The sequence below is a fragment of the Desulfosporosinus sp. BICA1-9 genome (assembly GCF_000802135.1).
In genome coordinates, this window is record NZ_JUEE01000221.1 from 36,206 (window position 1) to 60,890 (window position 24,685).

The 24,685-nt window shown below is 42.8% G+C and carries 17 protein-coding genes; 3 read left to right on the forward strand and 14 right to left on the reverse strand.

Annotated elements, in window-relative coordinates; translation table 11 throughout:
• Positions 1 to 4 precede the first annotated feature (4 nt).
• Positions 5 to 4,165, forward strand: a complete 4,161-nt coding sequence (locus JL57_RS27375; protein ID WP_034145060.1) for a hydantoinase B/oxoprolinase family protein — start codon at positions 5 to 7, stop codon at positions 4,163 to 4,165.
• Between the two features lie 456 nt (positions 4,166 to 4,621).
• Here JL57_RS27375 and JL57_RS27380 read toward each other — a convergent pair whose 3' ends face one another.
• The 6 genes from JL57_RS27380 to JL57_RS27405 all read right to left on the reverse strand — a co-directional run bounded on the left by JL57_RS27380 (position 4,622) and on the right by JL57_RS27405 (position 11,632).
• Positions 4,622 to 5,884, reverse strand: a complete 1,263-nt coding sequence (locus JL57_RS27380; protein ID WP_034145061.1) for a Glu/Leu/Phe/Val dehydrogenase — start codon at positions 5,882 to 5,884, stop codon at positions 4,622 to 4,624.
• 334 nt (positions 5,885 to 6,218) lie between these two features.
• The gene (locus JL57_RS27385; protein ID WP_034145062.1) at positions 6,219 to 6,449 is read right to left on the reverse strand and encodes a MoaD/ThiS family protein; all 231 of its coding nucleotides are present in this window, start codon (positions 6,447 to 6,449) and stop codon (positions 6,219 to 6,221) included.
• A gap of 39 nt (positions 6,450 to 6,488) precedes the next feature.
• Positions 6,489 to 8,249: an aldehyde ferredoxin oxidoreductase family protein gene (locus JL57_RS27390; protein WP_034145063.1), complete on the reverse strand. Its 1,761-nt coding sequence runs from the start codon at positions 8,247 to 8,249 to the stop codon at positions 6,489 to 6,491.
• A gap of 1 nt (position 8,250) precedes the next feature.
• On the reverse strand, positions 8,251 to 8,646 hold the full coding sequence (locus JL57_RS27395) for a 4Fe-4S binding protein (protein ID WP_034145079.1): 396 nt from the start codon (positions 8,644 to 8,646) through the stop codon (positions 8,251 to 8,253).
• A 158-nt stretch (positions 8,647 to 8,804) separates the two neighbouring features.
• Positions 8,805 to 10,202 (reverse strand): putrescine aminotransferase, encoded by a 1,398-nt coding sequence (locus JL57_RS27400; RefSeq protein ID WP_034145064.1) that lies wholly within the window; start codon positions 10,200 to 10,202, stop codon positions 8,805 to 8,807.
• Positions 10,203 to 10,279: 77 nt separating this feature from the next.
• Complete coding sequence (locus tag JL57_RS27405) at positions 10,280 to 11,632, reverse strand: APC family permease (RefSeq protein ID WP_034145065.1); 1,353 nt, start codon at positions 11,630 to 11,632, stop codon at positions 10,280 to 10,282.
• A 399-nt stretch (positions 11,633 to 12,031) separates the two neighbouring features.
• On the opposite strand from JL57_RS27405, the gene JL57_RS27410 reads away from it, so the two are divergent.
• Complete coding sequence (locus JL57_RS27410; RefSeq protein WP_034145066.1) at positions 12,032 to 14,140, forward strand: sigma-54-dependent Fis family transcriptional regulator; 2,109 nt, start codon at positions 12,032 to 12,034, stop codon at positions 14,138 to 14,140.
• Between the two features lie 171 nt (positions 14,141 to 14,311).
• Here the strand turns inward: JL57_RS27410 and gabT are convergent, their stop codons facing one another.
• From gabT to JL57_RS27450, 8 genes are all read right to left on the reverse strand, one after another.
• Entirely contained in the window at positions 14,312 to 15,646 is a 1,335-nt protein-coding gene (gene gabT / locus JL57_RS27415; RefSeq protein ID WP_366557118.1) for a 4-aminobutyrate--2-oxoglutarate transaminase, read from the reverse strand.
• 390 nt (positions 15,647 to 16,036) lie between these two features.
• Complete coding sequence (locus JL57_RS27420) at positions 16,037 to 16,579, reverse strand: gamma carbonic anhydrase family protein (RefSeq protein ID WP_045691406.1); 543 nt, start codon at positions 16,577 to 16,579, stop codon at positions 16,037 to 16,039.
• Between the two features lie 93 nt (positions 16,580 to 16,672).
• Complete coding sequence (locus tag JL57_RS27425) at positions 16,673 to 19,048, reverse strand: xanthine dehydrogenase family protein molybdopterin-binding subunit (protein WP_291300658.1); 2,376 nt, start codon at positions 19,046 to 19,048, stop codon at positions 16,673 to 16,675.
• Entirely contained in the window at positions 19,045 to 19,530 is a 486-nt protein-coding gene (locus JL57_RS27430; RefSeq protein ID WP_034145068.1) for a (2Fe-2S)-binding protein, read from the reverse strand. Before JL57_RS27430 ends, JL57_RS27425 begins: the two co-directional genes overlap by 4 nt.
• 3 nt (positions 19,531 to 19,533) lie before the next feature.
• Complete coding sequence (locus JL57_RS27435; RefSeq protein WP_034145069.1) at positions 19,534 to 20,415, reverse strand: xanthine dehydrogenase family protein subunit M; 882 nt, start codon at positions 20,413 to 20,415, stop codon at positions 19,534 to 19,536.
• Positions 20,406 to 20,813: a pyridoxamine 5'-phosphate oxidase family protein gene (locus tag JL57_RS27440; RefSeq protein WP_034145070.1), complete on the reverse strand. Its 408-nt coding sequence runs from the start codon at positions 20,811 to 20,813 to the stop codon at positions 20,406 to 20,408. The genes JL57_RS27435 and JL57_RS27440 overlap by 10 nt, the downstream gene beginning before the upstream one ends.
• A gap of 298 nt (positions 20,814 to 21,111) precedes the next feature.
• Positions 21,112 to 21,645 (reverse strand): PadR family transcriptional regulator, encoded by a 534-nt coding sequence (locus JL57_RS27445; RefSeq protein WP_034145071.1) that lies wholly within the window; start codon positions 21,643 to 21,645, stop codon positions 21,112 to 21,114.
• Between the two features lie 195 nt (positions 21,646 to 21,840).
• The gene (locus JL57_RS27450; RefSeq protein WP_291300659.1) at positions 21,841 to 22,695 is read right to left on the reverse strand and encodes an amidohydrolase family protein; all 855 of its coding nucleotides are present in this window, start codon (positions 22,693 to 22,695) and stop codon (positions 21,841 to 21,843) included.
• A gap of 278 nt (positions 22,696 to 22,973) precedes the next feature.
• Here JL57_RS27450 and JL57_RS27455 point away from each other — a divergent pair, with 278 nt between their 5' ends.
• The gene (locus JL57_RS27455; protein ID WP_034145072.1) at positions 22,974 to 24,269 is read left to right on the forward strand and encodes a CdaR family transcriptional regulator; all 1,296 of its coding nucleotides are present in this window, start codon (positions 22,974 to 22,976) and stop codon (positions 24,267 to 24,269) included.
• Positions 24,270 to 24,685: the final 416 nt, after the last annotated feature.

A 24,685-nucleotide genomic window follows, 5' to 3' on the forward strand; every position in this document is an offset into this window, starting at 1 on the left:
TATCTTGGGAATCAAAGTGGGCATAGATATCGGTGGAACCTTTACCGATTTAGTAGGCATAAACGAAGACACTGGGAAACTTGTGTCAGTTAAGACCCCCTCCACCCCACAGAATCCGGCATTGGGTGTAATGGAAGCTCTCAAGAAATCCGGTATTGACCCTAATGAAATATCTTACTTCGTTCATGGCAGCACATTAGGACTAAATAGCCTAGTTGAACATAAGCAAGCTACGGTTGGCTTGATCTGCACTAAAGGTTTTAGGGATACTTTGGAAATCAGAAGAGTATGGCGAAAAAATCTATTTGACGCAGCCTGGGAAAGACCAGCCTCCCTGATTCCCAGAAAATTAAGACGAGGAGTCATGGAAAGAGTAGATTGGCAGGGCAATATTCTAACGCCACTAAACGAGCAGGAAGTTATTGATGCTATTAGGATTCTAAAGGCTCAAGGTGTGATCTCTTATGCGGTATGCTTTCTCTTTTCCTTTCTTAACCCAAGTCATGAACGTCGGGTTAAAGAACTAATTTTGGATCAACACCCAGAGGCTTTTATTTCCCTCTCCTGCGAAGTATTGCCAGAAATCCGCGAATATGAACGGACCAGTACCACAGTACTTAATGCAATACTTAAACCTATAATGCTAAACTATATTAATAATTTACAGGAATGTTTGGTAGGGATGGGGATTTTTTCTCCCTTGCGTATATTAAAAGTTAACGGTGGTGTTGTAGACGCCAAATCCATCTTACAAAAACCAGTAGAAGCATTCGCTTCCGGTCCAGCCGGTGGAGTGAGAGGGGCTTTGCATTTCGGACTTCATATGCAATTACCTAATATGATTACCCTAGACATGGGCGGCACAACCACCGATATCAGTGTGATTCAGGATTACCAGCCGCTCTTTACTATGGAAAAAGATATCGCATGGAATATCCCAATACGGGGTTCCATGCTCGATGTTCGCTCCATCGGTGCTGGAGGTGGTTCCATAGCTTGGTATGACAGAGGAAATAGTCTTAAAGTTGGACCCCAAAGTGCTGGTGCCTTACCAGGACCAGCCTGCTACAAAATGGGAGGCTTGGACGCTACAATAACTGACGCTCAGTTATACCTTGGGAGAATTAATCCCACCAATTTTTTAAACGGGGATATGCCCCTAAATTCGGAATCTGCCATCCACGCCTTAGACAAGTTGGGTTCTATACAAGGTTTTAGCGATGAAGAAATGGCCTACAAAATATACCAAATATCTATAAGCGATATGGTCCAAATGATTCGGGAAATGACGATCAATCAAGGAAAGGAGCCCAAAGATTTTGTCTTAGTATGCTATGGCGGGGCTTCTGCTATGTATGCCGCAGATCTAGCAGAAGAGCTGGGTATTCCTGAAGTCTATATTCCGATCAATGCCGGAGTTTTTTCGGCCTTTGGTTGCTTGTGTGCCGATGTAATTCTGGATTATCTACAAACTTATTATGTACCGCTCGCTAAACTGAATTTTGACCGGATTAACAGTATTATTACTCAGTTGTACCAAAATGGTATCGTTGATATCCAAAACCATTATTCTAGTGCCGAAGTCCGCTTTTCTTATTCACTCGACCTCCGATATGTGGGAGAAGCTTTTGAAATAACAGTACCGATAAAATTTCAGAACCTGCTTACTACTCGCACCCTTGAAGAAGCTGTGGATACGTTTCACACACAACACAAAAGACTTTATGGTTTTAACAGGTCGGATGAGCCCCTTGAATTGGTCAACGTGCGTTTAAGTGTTTCGGTTCCCCAACCTAAACCTATTTTTAGCCGCTTCCCAAAGTTAGTGAGCGTTGAATCGGCCTACAAAGAACACCGACCGATTTATTTCCGTAGTACTTTTGAGTTCGTTTCTACACCGGTGTATGACTGGAGACGCCTCAGCCAAAACGTTATTTTAACAGGCCCCGCAGTCATTGAGGACGGTGGAACAACCGTTGTCATACCTCCTCAACACAAATGTACTATTGATGAATTTGGGAATTTAAGAATTATAGTTAATCGGCGTTTATTGTTAGCGGACCAAGAAACAAACACTGTTCAAGATCCAATAACCATGCGTCTCTACCAAATGGAGAAGGCTTCCTATATCCAACCGGTCGCGAAAGAGGTTATTGGCAGCTCCTTGGAGTCAATTTGCCGGGAAATGGGAACAACTATGCTACACACGGCATACTCACCCATCTTTGCTGATGGCATGGATTTTTCCTGTGGTATTCTTGATGACGAGGGTGAATTGGTAGCGGCTGTGAATTACTGTCCAGTCCATTTAGCTTCCATGTCCTTGGCTCCTGAATGGATCCTCTTAGAAATCGGGCTTAATGATTTACAACCTGGAGATGTAATTTTAACAAACGATCCTTACCGTGGGGGCACGCATATTACAGATTTTACAATTATTAAGCCAATCTTTTACGATGGAGAGATCGTAGCTATGGCAACTAACCGAGCACATCATTTAGATATCGGTGGTAAGGCAGCAGGCGGTTTTCCGGGTGACGCTACGGAAATTTTTCAGGAGGGTATCCGTCTTCCCCCTGTGAAATGGTTTAGAGGCGGAGTTGAAAACACCGATATTTTTGATACCCTTTTGGCTAATGTCCGTCTTCCTTGGATCCAAATCGGTGATTTCCGCGCGCAATTAGCCTCTGTACTAACGTCGGAACAACGAATTTTGCAACTCTGCCGGAATTATGGGCCGTTAGCCTTTAAAGATAATATTAAACGTTTAAAAGACTATTCAGAAGCATGGATGCGCAAAGAAATCCTAGCTATTCCCGACGGAACTTATTCATATGCTGATTATATTGAGGATGACGGTATAACCACAGAGGCTAGGAAAATCCAAGTAACTATTAAAGTTGATGGCGACGACATGATAGTAGACTTTTCTGGGACAAGCCAACAAGCGACTGGGCCATTAAATGCGGTCTACGGTGTTACAGCTTCTTCAACCTTTAATGCCCTTTTACAAATTACAGACCCTTCGATTCCGATCAATCGGGGTCTTTTTCGACCCGTGAAAATTATTGCTCCCCGTGGTACTATAATAAATCCTTACTTCCCTGCAGCTACTTTTGGGGCTAACACTGAAACTAACCTACGCATCGTAGAAGTAGTCATCGGCGCTTTCGCAGGAGTATTACCTAAGAAAGTGATGGCAGCCACTTATGGCACCTGTAACAACTTTACCGGTGGGGGATATGACCCTATAAGGGGTCAGCCTTTCGTTTTCTATTTCTTCTACGAAGGTGGGTGGGGCGCTCGCTATAACCGCGACGGTTTAACCTCGACATTCAACCCTATTGGCAACTGCAAAGATGTACCAGTGGAAATCGTCGAGAGCAATTATCCTTTCCTCTATGAACAGGCTGAATTAAATCCCGACTCGGCTGGTGCCGGTAAGTTCCGGGGTGGTTTTGGTACTATTAGGACTCTCCAAGTGTTAACTGACCAAATTGAAATAAACGCACTCGGCGAACGCCATAAATTAAAGCCCTACGGTCTATATGGAGGAAAACCTGCCCAAAACAATGCCTTCTTAGTTCAGCAAGGTCAGACATCGGGAAATTTCGCCCAGGTTTTCGGACTAATTTCACCCTCCAAATTTGCTAATATTCGCCTGCATAAAGGGAATCGTTTCTCTATCGTAATGTCGGGTGGGGGTGCGTACGGTAATCCTCTTGATAGAGACCCCCGCTTAGTCTTGACCGATGTGGAAGAAGAAGTGATATCCCCAGAACGAGCGGAACAAGAGTATGGAGTGATCCTAAATTACTTGTCTGAAATTTGGGAACTAGATTGGAAAGCTACCACCGAAAGACGAATTAAAATGAGAAGGGAGCCTATTAACTATGTGATAGCGAATGTTATCACCGTTGATGAATTGTCATTTAAGTTAAGGTTGGAACACCATGAAGAAATTACGAGGGAGAAGGATAAGGTCTCCGAAAGACTCACCCTAGCGAAAGAACACTTGGACAAGAGCTTTTGTACAAACGTATGCTCCTATAAGGCAAATTCCAAAACTTGCCCAATGTATAACGATGAAGTGTTGCAGTTTTGGAGTATTGATGCCATACAAAGATGGTCGCGGAAAAAATGCTTTTTTAGAATTCAAATTTGAATTAGATTTGTGATTTTATCAGATCGAATTTAATTTCCTAAAGGGGTCCGTTTTTTTAAATTAGAAAATACAATTTAGTTTGCATTAAGAAGATGCATAATCGAATTTAATCTGGCCAAATTTTGTAGATCTTTGAGAGCACTAGGAGGGCAATGAAGATTTTATACAAAAGATCCATTAATTTTCGTTCACAAGGTTAAAGTGGTTATAAACACGGGCATCACAAATAACCCCAATGCAGTTTGAACTAAGTGTCTTGTATAATTATAAGACTATATCCACTGATGAGCATTTTGACGATGGTTACAATTGTTCCCACCGTTGAGCTATAAAAAGCGCCATTTGAAATGCTTGGAATTTCCAAGTAAACAAATGGCGCTTTTCTAGTTGCAAGGTTCTAACTCAAAATTATTGTATTAGGTCAACTTAGGTGTTACCAGTTTAATTCCAGTTAACTCACGGAAATATGCCCCTAATTTTTTTTGCTTGGACCAACCTATTAACGGCTACCATATAGGCACCCATTCTCATAGTCGTATTATTGTCCTTTTTCTTGTCCCATACTTCATTGAACGACCTAATCATAATTTTTTCCAGGGCACGATTCACCGCTTCTTCGTCCCACATCAAGGACTGTATGTTTTGCACCCATTCGAAGTAAGATACAACAACACCACCCGCGTTGGCTAGAATATCTGGAACAACCGTTTTGTTCTTTTTTTCGAGAATTATATCAGCTTCTACCGATGTCGGACCATTCGAACCTTCGACGATTACCGTTGCTTTAATATCTGGGGCATTGAGCTCCGTTATCTGGTTTTCTAAGGCAGCGGGGATAAGAACATCACATTCTATAGTCAGTAGCTGATCATTGGTAATCTTAGTCACTCCGGGGACATTGTAATCCTGGAGAACTTGCCCCCCGTTACTAGTAAGAAAGCTTAGAATCTCATCCACATTCAACCCGGTATTGCAGTAAACGCCTCCACTGACATCGCTTACAGCCACTATTAAACACCCTTCATTATGCAATAATTTGGCTGCTACTCCACCAACGTTCCCCATACCCTGGATAGCTACCTTAGTGCCAATTAAGGGTATTCCCAAACGATGGAGTGTCTCCCTCGTGATTAACATAACTCCACGTCCAGTAGCTTCTTTTCTACCAAGGGAACCGCCAATTTCCACCGGTTTACCGGTTACAACTCCGGGAACTGGATAACCCTTAAACATACTGTAAGTGTCCATGATCCAGCCCATAACCTCTGCATCAGTGTTCACGTCAGGTGCGGGAATATCTCGTTCGGGACCGATCAGCGGCAATATCATGGCCGTATATCTTCGTGTGAGGTTTTTAAGTTCGGTTTTGCTCAGTTCCTTTGGATTAACTTTGACAGCACCCTTACTTCCGCCATAAGGGATATTTACAACACTGCACTTGAAAGACATCCATGCCGCCAGAGCCTTTACTTCATCGATATCAACCTTTTGGTGATACCTTAGTCCACCCTTACATGGGCCTCTCAAACTTGAATGTTGCACCCGGTAACCTTCAAAGACCCTCATCAACCCATTGTCCATCTCTACGGGTATAGCCACTTTCAATTCTCTTTCCGGGTACTTGAAAACCTCATAGTCATTTTCTTTAAGATCCAATAGCACCGCCGCTTGCTCCAGTACCTTCAGCATGTTGTCATAAGGATTGTATGCCTTGCTCATTTATTCTTCCTCCACTCTCGCTCATAGTCCCTCTTAGTTCTCCCTAAAACAGTCAACTCTTCGGCTAGGATATATTATTAAGCAAGATTCGTGCCAATCTGTAATTGGCATAATAATTTGAATAGTAAGTCTTCCGCGAATTACTTGGAACTTAACTTATTCACCAATGCATAGGTTAGTCATTTCCTTGATGAAGTAACCAATTTTGGCATGATTTGAGTCCTTCTGCAATCTGCATGCGCCTACTACCTTTCCCGTTAAACTTTATATAAACTAAAGAAAACTTGGCTAGAGCGCCAAGCCTTCTTTATAACTCCTGATTTTTTGGAGACATTTAACCCCCAGCGATAAAAGGAAAGAACTTAACGTCATCATTTTCCTCGAGTCTGTAATCTAGATCTCGCTTGACACTATTGACAACGATGAAGCCCACCGATGAGTAAGGAACCCCAAGCTGCTCCACTAACCGAGCAAGGGTAAGATCCGGCTTAATCTCCCTCTGATATAGACCGAGCTGACTAGAATATTTCCCCAGTGGTCCATATAGTCTGATAGTTATCTGCAAATCTTATCCTCCTTGGCCATGTCACTCCATCCCTAAGATTTAGTTTATCCCGAGTTCTTGCAATTTCGCTTCAGTTGGTCTCCCATCACGATCCCAACTCCGCAAACTATAATATTCCGCAAGCATCCTTTCAAATTCCACGAGGGGTATAACTTGACCTTTGGTAGCTCCTGTCTTTAGGGTTTCTTTAAAAATTCTTGCGGGTAAAGTATCATTATCTTTACTGAACCCTTCCCTGACATTAAATTGCCTAGCCAAGTTTACGACCCGTTCCCCGACCAATAAAAGGTCCTGTTCAGATACAGTCCGCTCTAATAAGTTTGAAACGATTGTACCCATAGTTTCCAGAGATAGCGCCCAAAAGTCACATAAAATCAAGGAGAATTTCACGGCATTATAATGTTGCAGCTCTATGACAAGCTGGGCTTTGCCTTCGACCGTAAAGGCATCTAAATCTCCATAAGCCTCTTGCGCTACTGGCCAGGCCCTCATATGACAAGCTCCCCGGTCAGACGTGGCATAGGCTAGTCCCATTCCCCAAGACCCACGTGGTTCATAGCCTGGAAATTCTAAGCCCTTGACTTGCATAGCAAAGTCACTGCCGCCATATTTTTCGGAAAGTTTCTTAACTCCTAAGCCTAAATCTACGCCAATACCCTCCTGGGCGGCAATCAACCCCGGGACCTTTAAATAGGCGTCTACGTCACCAAACCGCAAGCTAAAATCTTTAATTCCCTTTTCCGTTAATTCCATGGCGAAGGCGATAACATTCCCCACAGATATTGTGTCCATGCCAAGATTGTCACACAAGTCATTGAACTCAATGATGGCCTCCAGGTCACCGATCCCACAGTTGGAGCCACCGATGGCCAAGGTTTCATACTCTGGGCCTTCCACCGTCGACCCGCCAGCCCTCGAATAATTGCCACACCCCAATGCACAACTGAAGCACCCCTTTTTACCTGAACGAACTGCTTTCAGGGCATCGGAATTTATTGCTTGGTAATCGTCAAAGGTTCCCTGCTGGAAATTCCTTGTGGGCAAAATACCTGTATCTTGGTTGAAATCCACGAGTAAAGCTGTGCCGTCTGTATTGGCCCAGAGATTGGTATCCGTCAAGATGTCTGTCTGCATAAACTCTTTCATACTTGAAGCGAATTGCTTAATATTAGGCACGGAGATACTGCCACTTCCCCGCACTGCGATAGCCTTGAGATTTTTGCTTCCCATGACCGCGCCCACTCCACCTCTGCCAGCCTGTCGGTAAAACTCTGAGGTGATACAGGACATTGTCACTAGATTTTCCCCCGCAGGTCCGATGGCTAGTGCCTTAATTTCTTCATTGATTTTTTCTCTTAAGATCAGTTCAGTTTCCTGCGCCCCCTGTCCCCAGAGTTCAGACGCGTCCCGAATTTCCACGATCTTATCCTCAATATAGAGGTAGGATGGCTTTGTGGCCTTTCCTTCTAAAATTACAGCATCATATCCTGCATACTTTAATTCCGCCGCGAAATGGCCACCGATGGAACAATCAAGGATGGTCCCTGTTGCTGGGGATTTTGTAATTATTGCTAGTTTCCCAGAGAGAGGTATGATGGTTCCCGTGAAAACACCTGTCATTAAAATTAGCTTATTATCCGGTGACAGAGGATCCACCCCTGGAGCAAGCTCTTCATAAAGGTATTTTATGCCGAGGCCTTTACCCCCTATATAATCGACTGCCCATTGTTTGTTCAACTCTTCAACCTGACTATGACCCGTTGTTAAGTTAACCCTCAATATTTTTCCAGTGTAGCTCATCTTAGTTCCCCTCCTGGTTCATCAAGGCTTGATGGGGGCACCACTCGACACAAGCCGGCGACCCTCCGCAGAGATCACAAAGAGCTATACCTTCTGCTCTGGAAGCTATAACGTTTTCAGGGCATGCTGTAATACAAATTCCACAGTTTGTACATTTATCCTGATCATAAATCAAGTACCCGGCCTGGTGAGTAATCGCTTCGGTGGGACAAATACTGACACAGGTCAGACACATATTACAAAGGGAAGTTTTGTAATTCAAACCCGTTTTAGAGTAAATGGAAATAATCTTGAGCCTTGCTAATTCAGGGTTAAAGACCTCTTCTTTTGCGACAGAGCAAGCCAATTGGCATAAGCGGCACCCAATACAGAGCTCCTCTATTAATTTTAAAACCATCGGTTTTCCTCCGTTCACTATAACTGACGGGATTAGCACCTCGTTTTAACGAGTTTTTTCACATGGTTTACTATAAGCCTTGCTATCGCAGCAGCAAACTATGAACAGTTCCACCGCGACAGCAAAGCAGGCTGAGTTTAATATGGTTATCCTAGAGATCAGTTGAATACAGCTAACCCACGAACCTGCACAAGTGCATTTTTAAATGCGACAATGACACGATCCGCTTCTTTATAGGTGATCGTCAATGGGGGTTCTATTCTAATGGTTTTAGCGTTAATCAGCGTACCAGCTACAAGCACCCCGCTATCAAACATCGCCTTAGATACCTCATACCCAATTTCATCCGATTGAAATTCAATCCCGATCAAAAGACCTTTCCCTCGAATTTCCATAACCAGCTCTGGGAACTCAGCGGCAGCATTACGAAGCTTTCCGAGGATATAGTCTCCAAGTTCAGCAGATCTGGCTGGCAAATTTTCCTCAATTAGGACATTAAACGCTGCGATCGCGGCAGCACAGGCTAGTGGATTACCGCCAAACGTCGTTGTATGCATGAACGGATTCGGAAACAGGGTTTTGAAGACTTCCTCTGTCGCTACGACGGCTCCGGCCGGCATAATCCCGCCGCCAAATGCTTTGGCAAGACACAGTATATCCGGCACAACATCATAATGTTCACAACAGAACATTTTCCCAGTGCGACCCATTCCGGTCTGGACTTCATCAAAGATAAGCAGTGCTCCAAATTGATCACAAAGTTCACGAACTTGTTTCAAATAACCCTCCGGCGGTAAAATAACCCCGCCTTCCCCTTGAATCGGTTCAAGAATTACTGCAGCGACATCTTCACCTACGAGGGCACAACACTCCATCGTCTTTCTCATCATCTCAATATCACCAAAGGGAACGTGACGAAAGCCGGGTATCATAGGTAGGAAGGGTTTACGGAAAACGCCCTTAGCCGTTGCAGACAGAGAGCCTAAACTTTTACCGTGAAAAGCGCGAGTTGTGGAAATAAAGGTCCTTCGATCGCTGTACATTTTAGCAAGTTTAAGGGAACACTCCACCGTTTCAGTTCCGCTATTCGTGAAGAAGCAGTATTTTAAATCGCCTGGTGTGATATCTGCCACGATCTTGGCTAACATGGCCCGTAAGGGATCTAATAAATCTTGACTATGCAAGGCCTGACGGTTTAATTGATTCGTTACAGCTGCCATCACCTTAGGATGACGATGTCCCACATTATAAATTCCAAAACCGCCCAAGCAATCGATATACTCTTTTCCATTCACATCCATAAAGCAGTTTAGCCCCGAATCTTTCCATTCTACGGCGGCAAACTGTTTATCCTTAGTGACGCTCTTGCGATATTCTAAAAAACCAGGGTTGACATGATCCCGAAAACCTTCAACGGTTTGGCGTGTGACCCATTCTGCTTCATCCTTTGTAATGTCTTGTTTGCTAATTAAATCAAGGACTTTGTTAGAATACTCATAGACATTGGCGTACTTCTCTTTTAAGTCTTCTTTGTTTTGCGTTGTATTAACTGTCATGATAGTTCCTCCTAGATTCGTTAAGATTGATACATCTAGTTGCAAATGTTATGCCAATATAAGGAGGCTGAGGATCCTCAACTCGATATATTGGATTCATTAAAGTCAAATTCCGGAGGTTTGCTACGGAATAGATTTGTTAAGTAGGCTAGATAGAGAACTCCTATTGCTAACCAAACTAGACCAAGTGTCAGTGAACTTGTCTCCAGATTCCACCATAGAATTCCTACGAAGATCGCTCCGATGATGGGAAATAGCAGGTAACTAAAGAACCCTGTAAAGGTTTTATGCATTTTTTTCCGGACGGCATAATGAGCAATAACCGATAGATTGACAAAGGTAAAGGCGGTTAAGGCTCCAAAGTTAATAAGCGCTACAACAATTGCCAAATCAAGAAAAATGGCCAGTAAGGCAATACCACCTACTAAAAGTACATTTAAGGAAGGGGTTCCCCAACGAATATTAACATAGCCAAAAAACTTTTTGGGGAAGACGTTATCTCTGCCCATTACATATAGAAGACGAGCTACACTCGCATGAGAGGTTACACCTGAGGCAAGAACGCCAGTTAGTGTAGCGGCCAAGAAAAATATTTGGAATATTCTTCCCCCTACCATCATGGCAATTTCAGGTGATGCAGCCTCAAAGTCTTGAAATCTTGATATATCTGGAAAGAAAGCTTGAATGAAGTAGGACTGTGTAATGAATAAAATTCCACCAATTAAAGCCACAAGGAAAATCGCCCGGGGAATTGTCTTAGTCGGTTCAGGAGTTTCTTCCGAAAGGGTAGTAACCGCATCAAAGCCTAAGAATGAGAAACATAGAATTGTGGCTCCGGCCAGTAATATGCTCACATCCATATCAGGTGATATAAAGGGTTGAAGAGTAAATACCTGGCCATATCCTTCCCCTGCCATTAGTCCCTGGATATCTAAATACGTAAATATACACATAATCAAGATCTGACACCCAACCAATATTGTGCTAAAGTTTGCAATGAAATTTACAGTAAATAAGTTAATTCCGGTCATTACTAAAGTAAATAAAAGAACCCAGACCCAGGTTGGGACATCAGGAAATAATGCCGAGAGGTATATACCTGCTAACAAGGAATTTACCATGGGTAAGAAGAGATAATCGAGTAATACAGACCAACCAACCAGAAATCCTAAATGTTTACTGATTGTCTTTTGGGTATAGGTATAAGCAGACCCGGCTTGTGGAAATGCTTTGACCATTTTTCCATAGCTTGCAGCCGTAAACAGCATTGCAATTAAGGCTAAGGCATAACTTGTGGGAACATGCCCGCTGGTTACTTCTGATACGATCCCGAAGGTATCGAATACAACCATTGGAGTCATATAGGCTACACCGATCAGAACAACTTGCCACAATCTTAACGTACGTCTCAATTTTCCTACATTTTCCATTTATCATCCTCCTAGTGTATTATGTATTATTTATGCAATTCATGAAATATTTTGACTATTTAGGGTAAAAAATTTTGTGCTCCCCCTTTCTTTAATATTTACAAAGCTTTTTCCGCCTTATTTAAACAATAAGCAAAATGTATGCCAATAAATCATTAATAATTTATGGGTATACATTTTGCTTATATTTATGCAAAATGTTCGATAAACTTTCATGATTATGTTGGTTCACAGGGAGGTATAAACCTTCTCCGCCCTCATATTCAAATAAATAAAAGGGCATTCCATAAATTTTAGTATATGAATTGTTTTATTTATTTGAATTTTATGGTATATTTATAAAAAAGTTATTCACCCCTGCATAATCTAGTTATTTCAGTATAAAAGGAGCTCTTTTCGATGGATTTGCGAACATTTTTACGTGATCCCATATTTGTGGATGAGACGACAAGTCTAACTGAAATCTCGAAACGCCTAAATAAAGAAGAGCATCCTTATGTTTTCCTTAAGAAAGATGGAAACATATTTCCGTTGAAAAGTTTTAATTTCCTTATCGAGAGACAAGAGCCGTATGAGAGAACAATCAAACACTTAGTGAGTGAACCGCCACTCAAGATAATCTCGTATGCTGATTTAACGGTTCATGTCCTTGACGTACTCGCTGAATTGGTGACACTGGTCAGATATGAGGATAGCTTAAAGTACATCCTAAGAGAAGATTTTTTATTGACAATGATGTCCACCGGTGCGAACAGTGAAATTGCCTGGTTACGCAGCCTCTTTTCGTCGATTCCGCGCGGTCTGATGGTAGTCGATATCAACTATGCAGTAGTGAATAGCAATGCAGAGGCACACCGCATGTTACGTATTTCGGAGGCTGATCTATCCACCCTGCGTATGCAGGACATACTGGGCTTGAACAATTTTCAATACGTGTACAACACCCAAACTTCTTTGCTGAATCAATTTATCACGACTCCCTCAAGTCAAGCCGCTATTTTAGTGGATTTTGTGCCGCTGGTTATGTATCAAGTGGTCACCGGATTTGCTTTAGTTTTGCAGGATCTCCCTTCAGTTGAAGGTATAGCCATGGAATTGGATTCAGTAAAGCTATTAAATAACGACCTTGAAGCAATTCTATCAACCATCTACGATGAAATCATCGTCGTTGATGCGCGTGGCAAACTCTTACGTGCCAGTGATCACTACATATCCTCACAATGGAATCGCCCGCCTAACACCTTAATTGGACACCAACTTTTAAAATTAAAAAAAGCGGATGAATTACTCCATAAAGTAATTCGGGAAGTACAAAAGAAAAAAGGAAAAGTTTCTTTAATGCAAAACGACAGTGAATCTCACCGACTCTCTATAGGAAATCCGATCTTTCATAAGTCAGGTGAAATAGAGCGTATCGTGATTGCTTCACGTGATCTTACGGAAGTATCCCGTCTCCAGACAGAACTGGAACAAACGCGCAAACAAAGCGAGAACTACCGAGAAGAATTAGAACGAATGCGCCAACGCGTTACCCAAGCTCAAGGAATACTGCCAATCTATGCTAGTCCTCAAATGCATGAGGTGATGCAAGAGGTCGAACGGGTGGCCCAATTCTCTGCTACCGTTCTACTGAGCGGCGAATCTGGGGTTGGCAAAGAAATTATTGCTAATGCCATCCACTCCCTGAGTGAGCGACGAAAAGAACCACTGATTAAAATTAACTGTGCTGCCATTCCAGAATCTTTACTCGAAAGCGAATTGTTCGGTTACGAACGAGGTGCATTTTCAGGCGCCAACCAACAAGGTAAAACTGGCTTAATTATCAAAGCACATAAAGGTTGCCTTTTCCTTGACGAAATTTCCGAGATGCCGCTTGTCATCCAGGGTAAACTATTACGGGCCATTCAGGAACGGGAGGTCTATCCGGTTGGAGCCACCCAACCACTTAAATTCGATATTCAAATCATTGTATCCACGAACCGTCCTTTGGCTGAACTTGTAGCTCAGGGCAAATTCCGTGAAGACTTATTTTATCGGATTAATGTTTTTCCTATCGAAATTCCAGCTCTTCGCGAGCGCAAAGAAGATATTGCCCTGTTGGCTAACTTTTTCTTACTACAATTTAATCAACTCTATCAATGCAATCTACGCTTCTCAAGTTCCGCATTTGACCTACTGGAAGCGTATCCGTTCCCGGGGAACGTTCGCGAGCTACAGAATTTAATCCAAAGAATAGCAATTAAAAACGATGGAGATGAGATTGATGCCACGAACGTTGAACGCATCTTAATGAAACTCGACCCTATAGCGCCCAGACAAACGGGACGGTTTAATCAAGTAATTCCATTGGAACAAGCTTTTAGCCAGGTTGAAAAAGAACTAATTACCATGGCCATGAAACAGTACCATTCCACTACAAAAGCAGCTAAGGCGCTAGGAGTTAGCCAATCCACGATTAGTCGTAAATATAGACAAATAGTCAATAAAACCGGAAAGCAACAACTTTGATAAAACGGGGCTGTGCTAAAACTTGTTTGCGTTGTTTTCACATCCCCGCTTTTGCATCTATATCATCAAAACACAAGCGTCCTCACTCCACTTTGATAATGAAATGAGGACGCTGTTTGATTGTTGTAAAGATTTAGAATTATGGAGAATGAGTTTTCACAAAGATCTCGATTACTTCTGAACCTTGGCAAATGCTCCCTCTAAAATGTGCAGAGCTCTCTCAAGTTGCTCATCTGTGATCACCAACGGCATCAGCATCCGAATTACGTTTCCATATACCCCTGCCGAAATGATAATAAGCCCTTGACTCAAACATTCTTGAGTGATCTGAGCCGTTTCTTCTTTGGCAGGTTCCTTTGTCTCCCTATCTTTAACTAGCTCTATTCCAATCATTGCACCCAGACTTCGGATATCACCAATCAATGGAAATTTCTCTTGCATACCCTTCAAGCGAGCTACAACTGATGCTCCGATTTTTGCTGCTCTGTCCGAAAGCTGTTCTTGCTCAATATAATTGATCGTCGCTATACCAGCCGCACAAGCCAGTGGATTACCCGCGAAGGTGCCTCCGATCATACCAGGTCCAGGAGCATCCATAATTTCCGCTTTACCCACTACTGCACTTAAAGGCATACCAGCGGCAATGGACTTTGCCATCGTCATAAGATCAGGCTCGACACCATAGTTCTCAACTGCAAACATCTTTCCAGTTCTTCCAAAACCTGTCTGAATCTCGTCTGCAATTAAGACTATGCCGTGTTTTTCAGCAATCGTCTTTAAACCCGGCAAGAACTCCTTGGGTGGAACTATAAACCCGCCTTCTCCTTGGACCGGCTCGATGATCATGGCAGCTATAGCTTCTGCTTCAACCTCAGCAGCGAAAAAACGATCAAATTGTTCTAAACAGTGCATACCACAGCCGGGATAGGTAGAACGATAATAGCACCGATAGCAATAAGCAGAAGGCATCTTATAAATTTCAGGAGTAAACGGTCCAAAACCATATTTATAAGGTCTTACCTTACTAGTTAGGCCCATGGCTAAATTTGTTCTTCCATGAAAAGCCATTTCAAAAGCAATGACTCCCGTTCTTTTCGTATAGGAACGAGCAATCTTGATGGCGTTTTCAACTGCCTCCGCACCGCTGTTAACATACGTTACTTTAAGATCTCCTTTAATCGGTGTGATTTGTATCAACTTCTCCGCCAAATCAACCCAGCCTTCGTACATAGATACCATAAAGCAAGTATGGACTAATTTTTCAGCTTGTTCTTTTATTGCATCGACAACCGGTCTGGGACAATGACCAGCATTCAAAACACCAATACCACCATAAAAATCAATAAATTCGTTCCCATCAACATCAGTCATCAAAGCATCTGAAGCTTTCTCAATGAACAAAGGAGTTCCCTGCGAGATCCCTTTAGCTGTACACTTATTTTTCCTATCAATTAATGCTCTGGATTTTGGTCCCGGAAGTACCATTTTTTCACTCAATGCCAACATCCCCCTCGTATTTCTGATATACAAAAGTTTAGAACAATCTCGTTTCAGTTCGTTCTATCACTATTCTTTTTGATATGCAATTTTCTCGCCATAGATTCACTATCTATTCCATAGCCTATAATAATAATTACACGCTTAATCTCTAAATAGCAGATGCATCTATACATTGCAAAGTTTTTTAATTTCATTTCTAAAACCATAACTAATTCATAAACTTGCTCATTTTTAGGATGATGCGATTTATCATTTCATGGATGTATGATTGCATCACTCTTGGAATAGCGGACTTCTTTTTAATAGTGTTTTAATAAAAAAAAGATGCTTACACTGTGCAAGTCATCTTTTAAGTGATGTGTCTATTTTCAATACTTGGATAAGGAAATCCCATCCCTATGATTCCATAACCTCTTCTAAACTAATTTGGCTAATTCCTTTATGACAGCGGGCAGGTAAGGCAAGGTAGTAACTGGTTGCTTCATTAAGACTTTTTTGCGCAGTTTCAGAAAGATCGGCAACGATTTTAGCTGGCGAACCGACGACAAGTTTATAAGGTGGAATTATTGTATTTTCTAATACTAAAGCAGCAGCTCCAATCAGACATCCATCTCCTATACTTGCATGATCCATGATGATCGCACCCATGCCGACCAAAACATGTTCAGCAAGCTTAGGGGTATGCAGAATGGCTCCATGACCAATGTGACTTCGTGGCCCTAGAACAGCTTCACACCCTGGATAAGCATGGATAATGCAGTTCTCTTGGATATTGGAACCTGCTCCAATCGTAATCTTACCCCAATCTCCTCTTATTCGTGCTCCAGCAGCAATGTAACAGCCCTCACCTATGGTCACATCACCGATAATTGTCGCTTCTGGTGCGACATAAGTCCCTTTTCCGATTCTAGGTCGTTTACCTTCAAATTCGTAAATCATGATTCGTTCAGCGCCCCCTTTAACTACCTGTGTAAAGCGGTTTTAGCGGCAACGGTTTTGTTTTCCGTTGCCGCTAAAGGTGTTATGCTCTCTTTATTTTTTATCTCTTAACGCCTTGAGTACCATTTCTGGAGTAATGGGCAGGTTATAAAATCTTACCCCGATCGCATCGTATATCGCGTTGGTGATCGCTGGGAAGGTAGGCTGAACGGCTCCTTCGCCTGTTTCCTTAACCCCAAACGGAGCTGAATGGTCATAACTCTCAACTATGTTGGTATCCATTTCCGGCATTTCCATAGTCGTCGGCGTCTTGTAATCGTGGAAGTTAGGATTTAAATGTTTGCCGTTGGCATCCAACTTTTGATCTTCATAAAGGCAGGCCCCTATATTAAACAAGATGGAGCCTTCTACCTGTCCATCAACACTCATGGGGTTGACAGGCGTACCACAGTCACCGGCTTCGGTTACCTTCTTGACATAGATCCGGCCAGTTTCTACATCCACTTCTACTTCGTGTACTTGTGCACTAAAACCAAAGGTAGGGGAGTGACCGATATTTGCGCCCTGAACCCTATTGCCGCTCACAATATCAATCCCCTTGCGCCGTGGTGGAGAATAGTTCCCCATCCCGACCAAGGTCCCATTGATACTAGTATAAGCTTCAACGACTTTTCCCCACGAGATGCGTTTTTTACTTTCGTACATGGAATAGATCTCATGATTTTTAATGACCAACTGATCAGCCCTGACTCCCAGCATACCTGCAGCTGTTTCTTTGAGTCTTTGATTAATTTCCACACTGGCCATCTTAATAGCCGCCCCAGAAGCATACGTTAGACGGCTGGCAAAACTACCCAAGTCAAAGGCCCCTATTTCCGTATCTCCCGACTGAATGTGCACATCTTCAAAATGGATGCCCAACTCCTCGGCAACCATCTGGGCCATGATGGTATTGCAGCCCTGACCGATCTCAGCGGCTGCACAAAGCAGCGTAACACCGCCCTCTGTATCTACCCTGATCATCACCGTAGTATGTGGCTTGTAGTTCTGATAAAGAGTATAGGCTGTCCCGGATATATAATAACCGCCGGCCATTCCGATCCCTTTGCCAAAAGGCAGCTTACCATGCTTTTCCAGATAGCCTGATTTTTTGACCGCTGTATCCAGGCATTTCTTAAACTCGCTATGCGGTACGAACATATTATTGATACAGGTATGACCTGATTCGATAGCGTTTTTTAGCTTTAATTCGTACGGACTAATTCCCATCATTTCGGACATTTCATCCATCATGCACTCCAAGGCCCATCTTGGCTGAACTCCGCCGAGACCGCGCATGGCCCCGGTACTAGGCTTGTTAGTATAAACACTTCTTCCCCGGAACCGAACGTTAGGCACCTTGTAGGGCAGATGTAACATAGAGGCAGTGTAGAACATCACCACAATACCCCAGCCAGCGTAGGCGCCTTTATCCAAGGTGTTGTCAAAATCTACTGCTTGGAGATAACCATCCTTATCCAGGCCCATTTTCACCTTCATATGGCACGGATGCCGACCTTTATTGGTATAGAATACTTCTTGGCGATCAAAGACCACTTGAACAGGTCTGCCGACCTTCCTGGATAGCAAACAGGCTACAAATTCCGAGGGTGATGCCTCGCCTTTTCCACCAAATCCACCGCCGATGGTCGGAAGAGTAACGCGGATTTTGTTCATCGGGATTTCTAAAACGATGGACATCTGACGGTGCAGGTAGTGGGGGACTTGGCTGCTGGCCCACAAATGGAGTTGACCGCTTTGGGTATCATAACTAGCTAGGGCAGAATGCGGCTCGAGAAAGCCGTGTTGAGGATAATTTGTATGGAATTCTCGTTCTAAAACATATTCACACTGAACAAAGGCCTTATCCACGTCGCCGTAGACCTGTTCCCCTGCATGCATTATATTTCCCTTGCTATCTTCATGTATTAGCACTTCTTGGGCGCGTTCCATGGATTCTAACGGATCCAGCAACACCGGGAGAGGTTCATATTCCACTTCAATCAATTCTAGGGCGGCTTCGGCAGTTTCTTCATCTAAGGCCGCCACAGCTGCTACGCCTTCACCGTAGAAACGAACTTTGCCGATGGCTAGGACAGTTTCGTTGGCTGACTGAGGAACGATACCCCATTTGTTAGTAGCTTCATCTCCAGTAAGCACTGCCAGAACACCCGGCAGTTCCAGAGCTTTGCTGCAATCAATCTTTTTAATGATGGCGTGGGCATAGGTACTACGCTTTATTCTCCCATAAACCATGCCGGGTAAGGTCATATCCCCTGTATAAATCGCTTCACCCTTAACCTTAACAGGGCCATCTACCCGAGGTACACTTCTTCCCACCTGAGTATATCGTTTTTCATCCTGGTAGGCGGGTACCCCTTCGAGATTCCAACCTTCCGGTGTCAGGTTCCATTTTGATTTTTCCATCATTTCACCCCCTCTTTAGACCAAACCTTGGCAGTTGCTTCCACGGCCTCAATGATTCTTTTATAACCAGTGCAACGACAAATGTTCCCACTTAACTCATGCTTGATATCCTGCTCAGTGGGATCAGGATTCCTGTCCAGCAACGCTTTGGAGGACATGATCATGCCCGGGGTGCAAAAACCGCACTGTACTGCTCCATGATCCACATAGGCCTGCTGAAGCGGATGTAGCACGCCACCTTTTTGTACCAGCCCTTCAATTGTAGTGATCTTTTTGCCCTGACAAGCAATAGCCAGCTTAATACAGGACAACTCAGGGTTACCATCAATTATCACGGTGCAAGCTCCGCAGTCGCCATCTCCACAGCCTTTCTTGGTGCCAGTAAGGCCTACTTTTTTCCTGATCACATCAATCAGTAAATCCCTAGCATCAACGGCTACTTCATAAATCCTGTCATTGATCTCTAATTCTATCAGTGTTTTCATCAACTACACCCCCTTCGCAGTGGCATAAGCCTCTTTAAGCAACCTGCGTGCCAGGACTTTGACTATTTCACGCCGGTATTCAGCAGATGCCCGAATATCATCAATAGGCTTCGCCTCGCCTTGGGCTGCCTCAGCTGCCTTTTCGATGAGTTGATCACTAAGCTTTTGTCCTTGTAAGAGAGCCGGAACTTCCTTAGATACCAAAGGCCTAGGATAAACGGATCCCATCACTAGCCTGACCTCTTTAATCGTCTGGCCATCATTTTCCAATTCTAAACTTACTGCCATATTGACACAGTCGATTTCCATAGCATCTCTGCGCCCCATATAAGCATAGCGACAAGCTGACTTCTGGGCAGGCTCAGGTATTATAAATTTGGTTAACATTTCGCCCTCTACAAGATCAAGTTGCCGGACGCCTAGGATAAATCCTTCGAGGGGTAGTTCTCTCTCCCCGGAAGTGCTCCTAAGCACAACTTTGGCGCCCATTGCCACCAGGGGGGTCGGTGTCTCTGCCGCCGGAGAAGCATTGCACGAATTACCTCCCAGACTAGCCATGTGCCTTACCTGAGATGAACCTACCTCACTGGCTGCATAAGCAAGAGCTGGGTATTTGGCCTGAATTTCTTCAGAAAACTGAATCTCAGCCAATTTAGTATTGGTCCCGATCACGGCTCCTTTTCCTGGCTCGCAAATGATACCTTTAAACTCCTCTACCCCATTGATATCGATCAAATAATCAGGACTAATTGCCTTTGCCTTCATTACCACCAATAAATCAGTGCCGCCCGCGAGTATTTTGGCCTTACTCCCCAAGCGAGCCACTAATTCCAAGGCTTCTGCTGGCGTTTTTGGTGCAAAATACTCAAAGTTATTCAAAAACATCTTAAAGCAACCTCCTCTTCTTTTTTAAAATCAACCATTGCAGCTTGACCATGCTTTAAGTAAAATATTTCAAACTCAGGGTTATCAGGGGTTTTATAAATGGATTTTACTAAGTCATTCATGGCGAGCATTTTTCTCTTAATATTCATGTCTATTCCGAAAATTACATCTCCACTTACTCTTACAGTGACGAAATCTTGAGAGGTTGAGCAAAATTCAACCGCCGGGTTAGCTTGTATTTGACAAAAAACATCCTTCGTATTCGATGTACAAAACCAGAGCTTACCATCTTGTTCAAGCAAGAATCTCCAAGGTCTTACATGGGGTCTGCCATCCTCATCAATAGATGCCAAGCAGCCAATTGGGTTAGCGTATAAAAAATCAATGATTGCTTTCATCCTTATTCCCCCATAACTAATCATGGTTATATCTACCACTAGCCTAGTTTTATAGAGTTTGGTTGCCAGAAATCAGTTCTGGCTTTCTTGTTCCCTTTCTATGAGAGGATTAGAACGAGCAACTTTTAGGGCCTATTTCACTATATAGTATTATTATACATAGTATCATATTATAAATTATTTGAAAATATTAAATTTTGCGTTTTCGATTAAAATTTAATGGCCTGCGAAAAACAATTTTAAACCCCTACTTTGATTAGTGGGGGTTTTATGGGACACCATCGTCACTAAAACGAGTTCACTCTGATCTATAAGTTTCAAATTCCTCAAGCAAATTTTCTACTATTTTTTCTTCGGTCAATCGCAGAGCCAGAACATTTCTCTTAATCATGGATTCTTTCGACTTATGAGGAAGTTCTGAAATGTCCAGACGAAGTTTCTCTAAACTGTACCTTACAGTGTCTAGTCTGTGTTTCAAACAATCTCTTATTTCCTCGGAACTGAGAATATCACTGCCGTCAATCGCTAGATTTAAGTCCAAATAATACCATTCTAGTTTACCTAAGGCATCCTTAATTGAGGACTTTAAGATCTCTTGCCCGCTCTCAGTAATACAATACCGTTTTCGCTCGGGAGCCTTCCCTTCACGCTCAATCTTAAATTCCAGATAGCCTTTGCCGTTTAAACGAGTTAACACCTGATAAATAGAAGCTATACCGATTCTAACCCATAAGCGCATACTTTTAGTTTCGATTTGTTTTTCAATTTCGTATGCGTAGGAAGGTTTTTCATTAACTAAACTTAATATGATTAACTCAGCGTTAGAAAGCATCTATTAAAAACTCCCTCCATTACTCTAAACTATTATCACCTATAATAGCATAGCCTATTACTTTAGTTCAAGTTCCCTAAATTTCGGGTCAGCACGGACAGACAGAAATAGAAACACGGGCGTGGCAAGATTGTTCTTCCTACACCCGTGTCTTGAATCAGAGCATTAGCGCTGTAAAGAAACTTAAATCAAAGTCTAGAGATGTAGCAGCTTAGCGGCGTTACCGCCAAGAATGTTTTCCACTCCCTCTGCCGGCAAAGGCAGCTGCGAGATAGCCTCCATATTGCGTTTAATCCAAGGCATGCCAGGCCAATCACTGCCGAAAATCACTTTATTCGTAATACGAGCCAAATCGGGAAAATAGCTCATTAATTTTACTGGTGGGAGACCGGCAAGTTCCATGAAAACATTGGCATGAATTTTAGCCATGAAATAAGCATGATCATACCAAACCCCTCGTCCAGAGTGGGCCATAACCAACTTTAACTCTGGAAAATCTCCAGCAACATCATCCAGATGCAATGGATCGCCGTACTTCAGGCGTGAACCCTTAAACACCGAGGATCCGGTATGAATCAAGACTGGAACATTCAATTCCTGAGCAGCTTGATAGAGCGGGTACAGCCTCCGGTCGTTAAGATAGTAATGTTGGTAAGTAGGATATAGCTTCAACCCACGAAAACCCTCGTCTTCTACTTTTCGCCGTAGTTCTTCTCCTAAATCAGTATAAATATGAGGACTAATGTCACAAAAGGGAATTAATCGCGGCCTGCCCTTACAGAAATCGCGCACTTGTTCATTGGTGCAGAGCCCTGTGCTTATATAACTCAATTCTGCCACAACGCAAGCATAATCAACGTCTTCTTCAGTTAACAGTGCTTCAAAGGCTCCCGGATCGTTATAACGTTGGATATAGTCTTGATATCCCACAGGATGTGCTTCCTTCATCCACTCAGTCACCCATGGTTGGTGAAACGTATATACGCCCATATGAACATGAAAGTCGATCCGAAGTTTACGGGACTCTTGCTTAATATTTAGTAGTGTCAAAGGTCACATCCCCTTTTTGCTGGCCTTAGCCTTCTAACAATATTAAATATGAATGTACTTTATTGTACCTTATTTTACTAACGAATAAAATGGCATATAGTATTGTTATCCTGCTCGCCCAACGCAAAAGACTATAGATCGAATTCAAGTGTGTTATAATTAAAGTGGGAAAATTAAAAATAATTAAATTTTATTTATTCAATTAAAAGTGTAGCTTTAAAGACATACTTTTGAATCTCAGTAATCTATTTTTTGAAGCGTTAGGGTGTGATAAGCAGATGTTTATGAGAAAGATATTTGAGGACAGCGACCTGGAAGCAGATACGCTTTACGATGAGTTTTTAGAGATAATCATTAATGGTGGTGGTTACCAAGGGATTACCGATTATCTAGCCCAGAGGCTACAAGTGAACATCCTGATTGAGAATGAATATTTCCTTGTCCTGGCACGTTCTTATTATGACACTCCTACCTTTTCCAACACAGATCGAAGGACTGGCATCAAATACTGGAAACCTCAACATGTGGACCCTAGGATCGTTGAATATGTACGTTTGTTGCAGAGCACCCATCAACCTGTTTCGTTACCTGAGTTGCCGGAGTATGGGATAACCTCTCCAAGAATGGTGTTTCCGATCATCATAAAAGGAGAAATAACAAAGTATTTGAATATATTCAAAGAAAACTTAAACCGGGAACAGATGAGGATTGTCAGAGTCGTAATGCACAGTTTGGTGGTGCTGGAAATCTGCCGACAGGCACAAGTAGACTTAGAAGATAGATATTTAAAAAACTTGATTTTCGGTCTTATATTTGATGATAAAGATCAGAACCATAACTTTTATGAGAAAGAAAATCTCCCAGGTTTTGATCTGTCTAGAGAGGCGGTTTTGACTGTCATCCAAATCAACGCCGCACTGGGAAAGCGGCAGATGGAAGGAGTTTTGCGCAGCATCATCAGTGACCTTTCTATGAATGCCAGTGCAGTCGCCATCAGTGAGGAACAAGCTGTCCTGTTAATTCAATCGTCTGACGGCAGCCTCTTGGAAACAGCTGTGATTACGGAATACCTACAGGCACTCTTTGAAGCGTTAAAAATGACGTTTACGAATTGCAAGATAAAAATCGGTGTAGGCCGCCAGTGTTATAATGCCCGGGATTATAAGGTTGCCTTGAACGAAGCCTTCAAAGCACTCTCCTTTACGGACCGCAAACTAGGGAGTGAAGAAGGAGTAATTTACTATCACTCGCTGAAATTGATGGAATGCCTGATGCAGCCGGGTAACGAAAAAACATTATCGGGGTTCGTTCAAAGTATTATTGGCAACCTCTACGCTTATGGGGTTAAAAATAACATCAATCTTATTGATACCCTGGAGTCTTATTTGAATCATAATTGCTGTATTCAAAGTGCGGCCAGGGAGTTGTTTATCCATCCCAACTCCCTTAGATATCGCTTGGAAAAGGCAGGGAAAATTTCCGGTCTTGATTTGGCTGACAATGATACAAAGCTGGAGCTTCAGCTCGCCATTAAGCTTTACAGGTATCAAGGAGACTTGCTTTTAGAGATGTGATTTACATTCATCAGTGATGCCGTGTAGTGACATAGAGGTCTTATTAGTAACTCAACTTTCGCAGTTGACAAATTGAAGACTAGGCCGCATTAAAACACAGCCTATCCTTGTTTTCACGGTTTTCTACTGCCAACATCATATAGCGAATGCAAACCAAGGTGGTATGCGCTGTCATCGAGTCATAACTGCGACACTGAAATTCTTAATCTCTTCCTCGGTTATCTCAATATCCGTTGATAACAATGATTTGATAGGTTTATACCCAAGCCTTCACCATCCGAAGCCCGTCTACGTATGCTGTAATTAAAGCTACCAAAAAGGCGGGAATCAAAATGAATGAACCAATCACTGAACGTACGCCGCTAAGTCATCGCGGCTGAGATTAATAGGATCAAACAACAGACTTGTAAAATCAT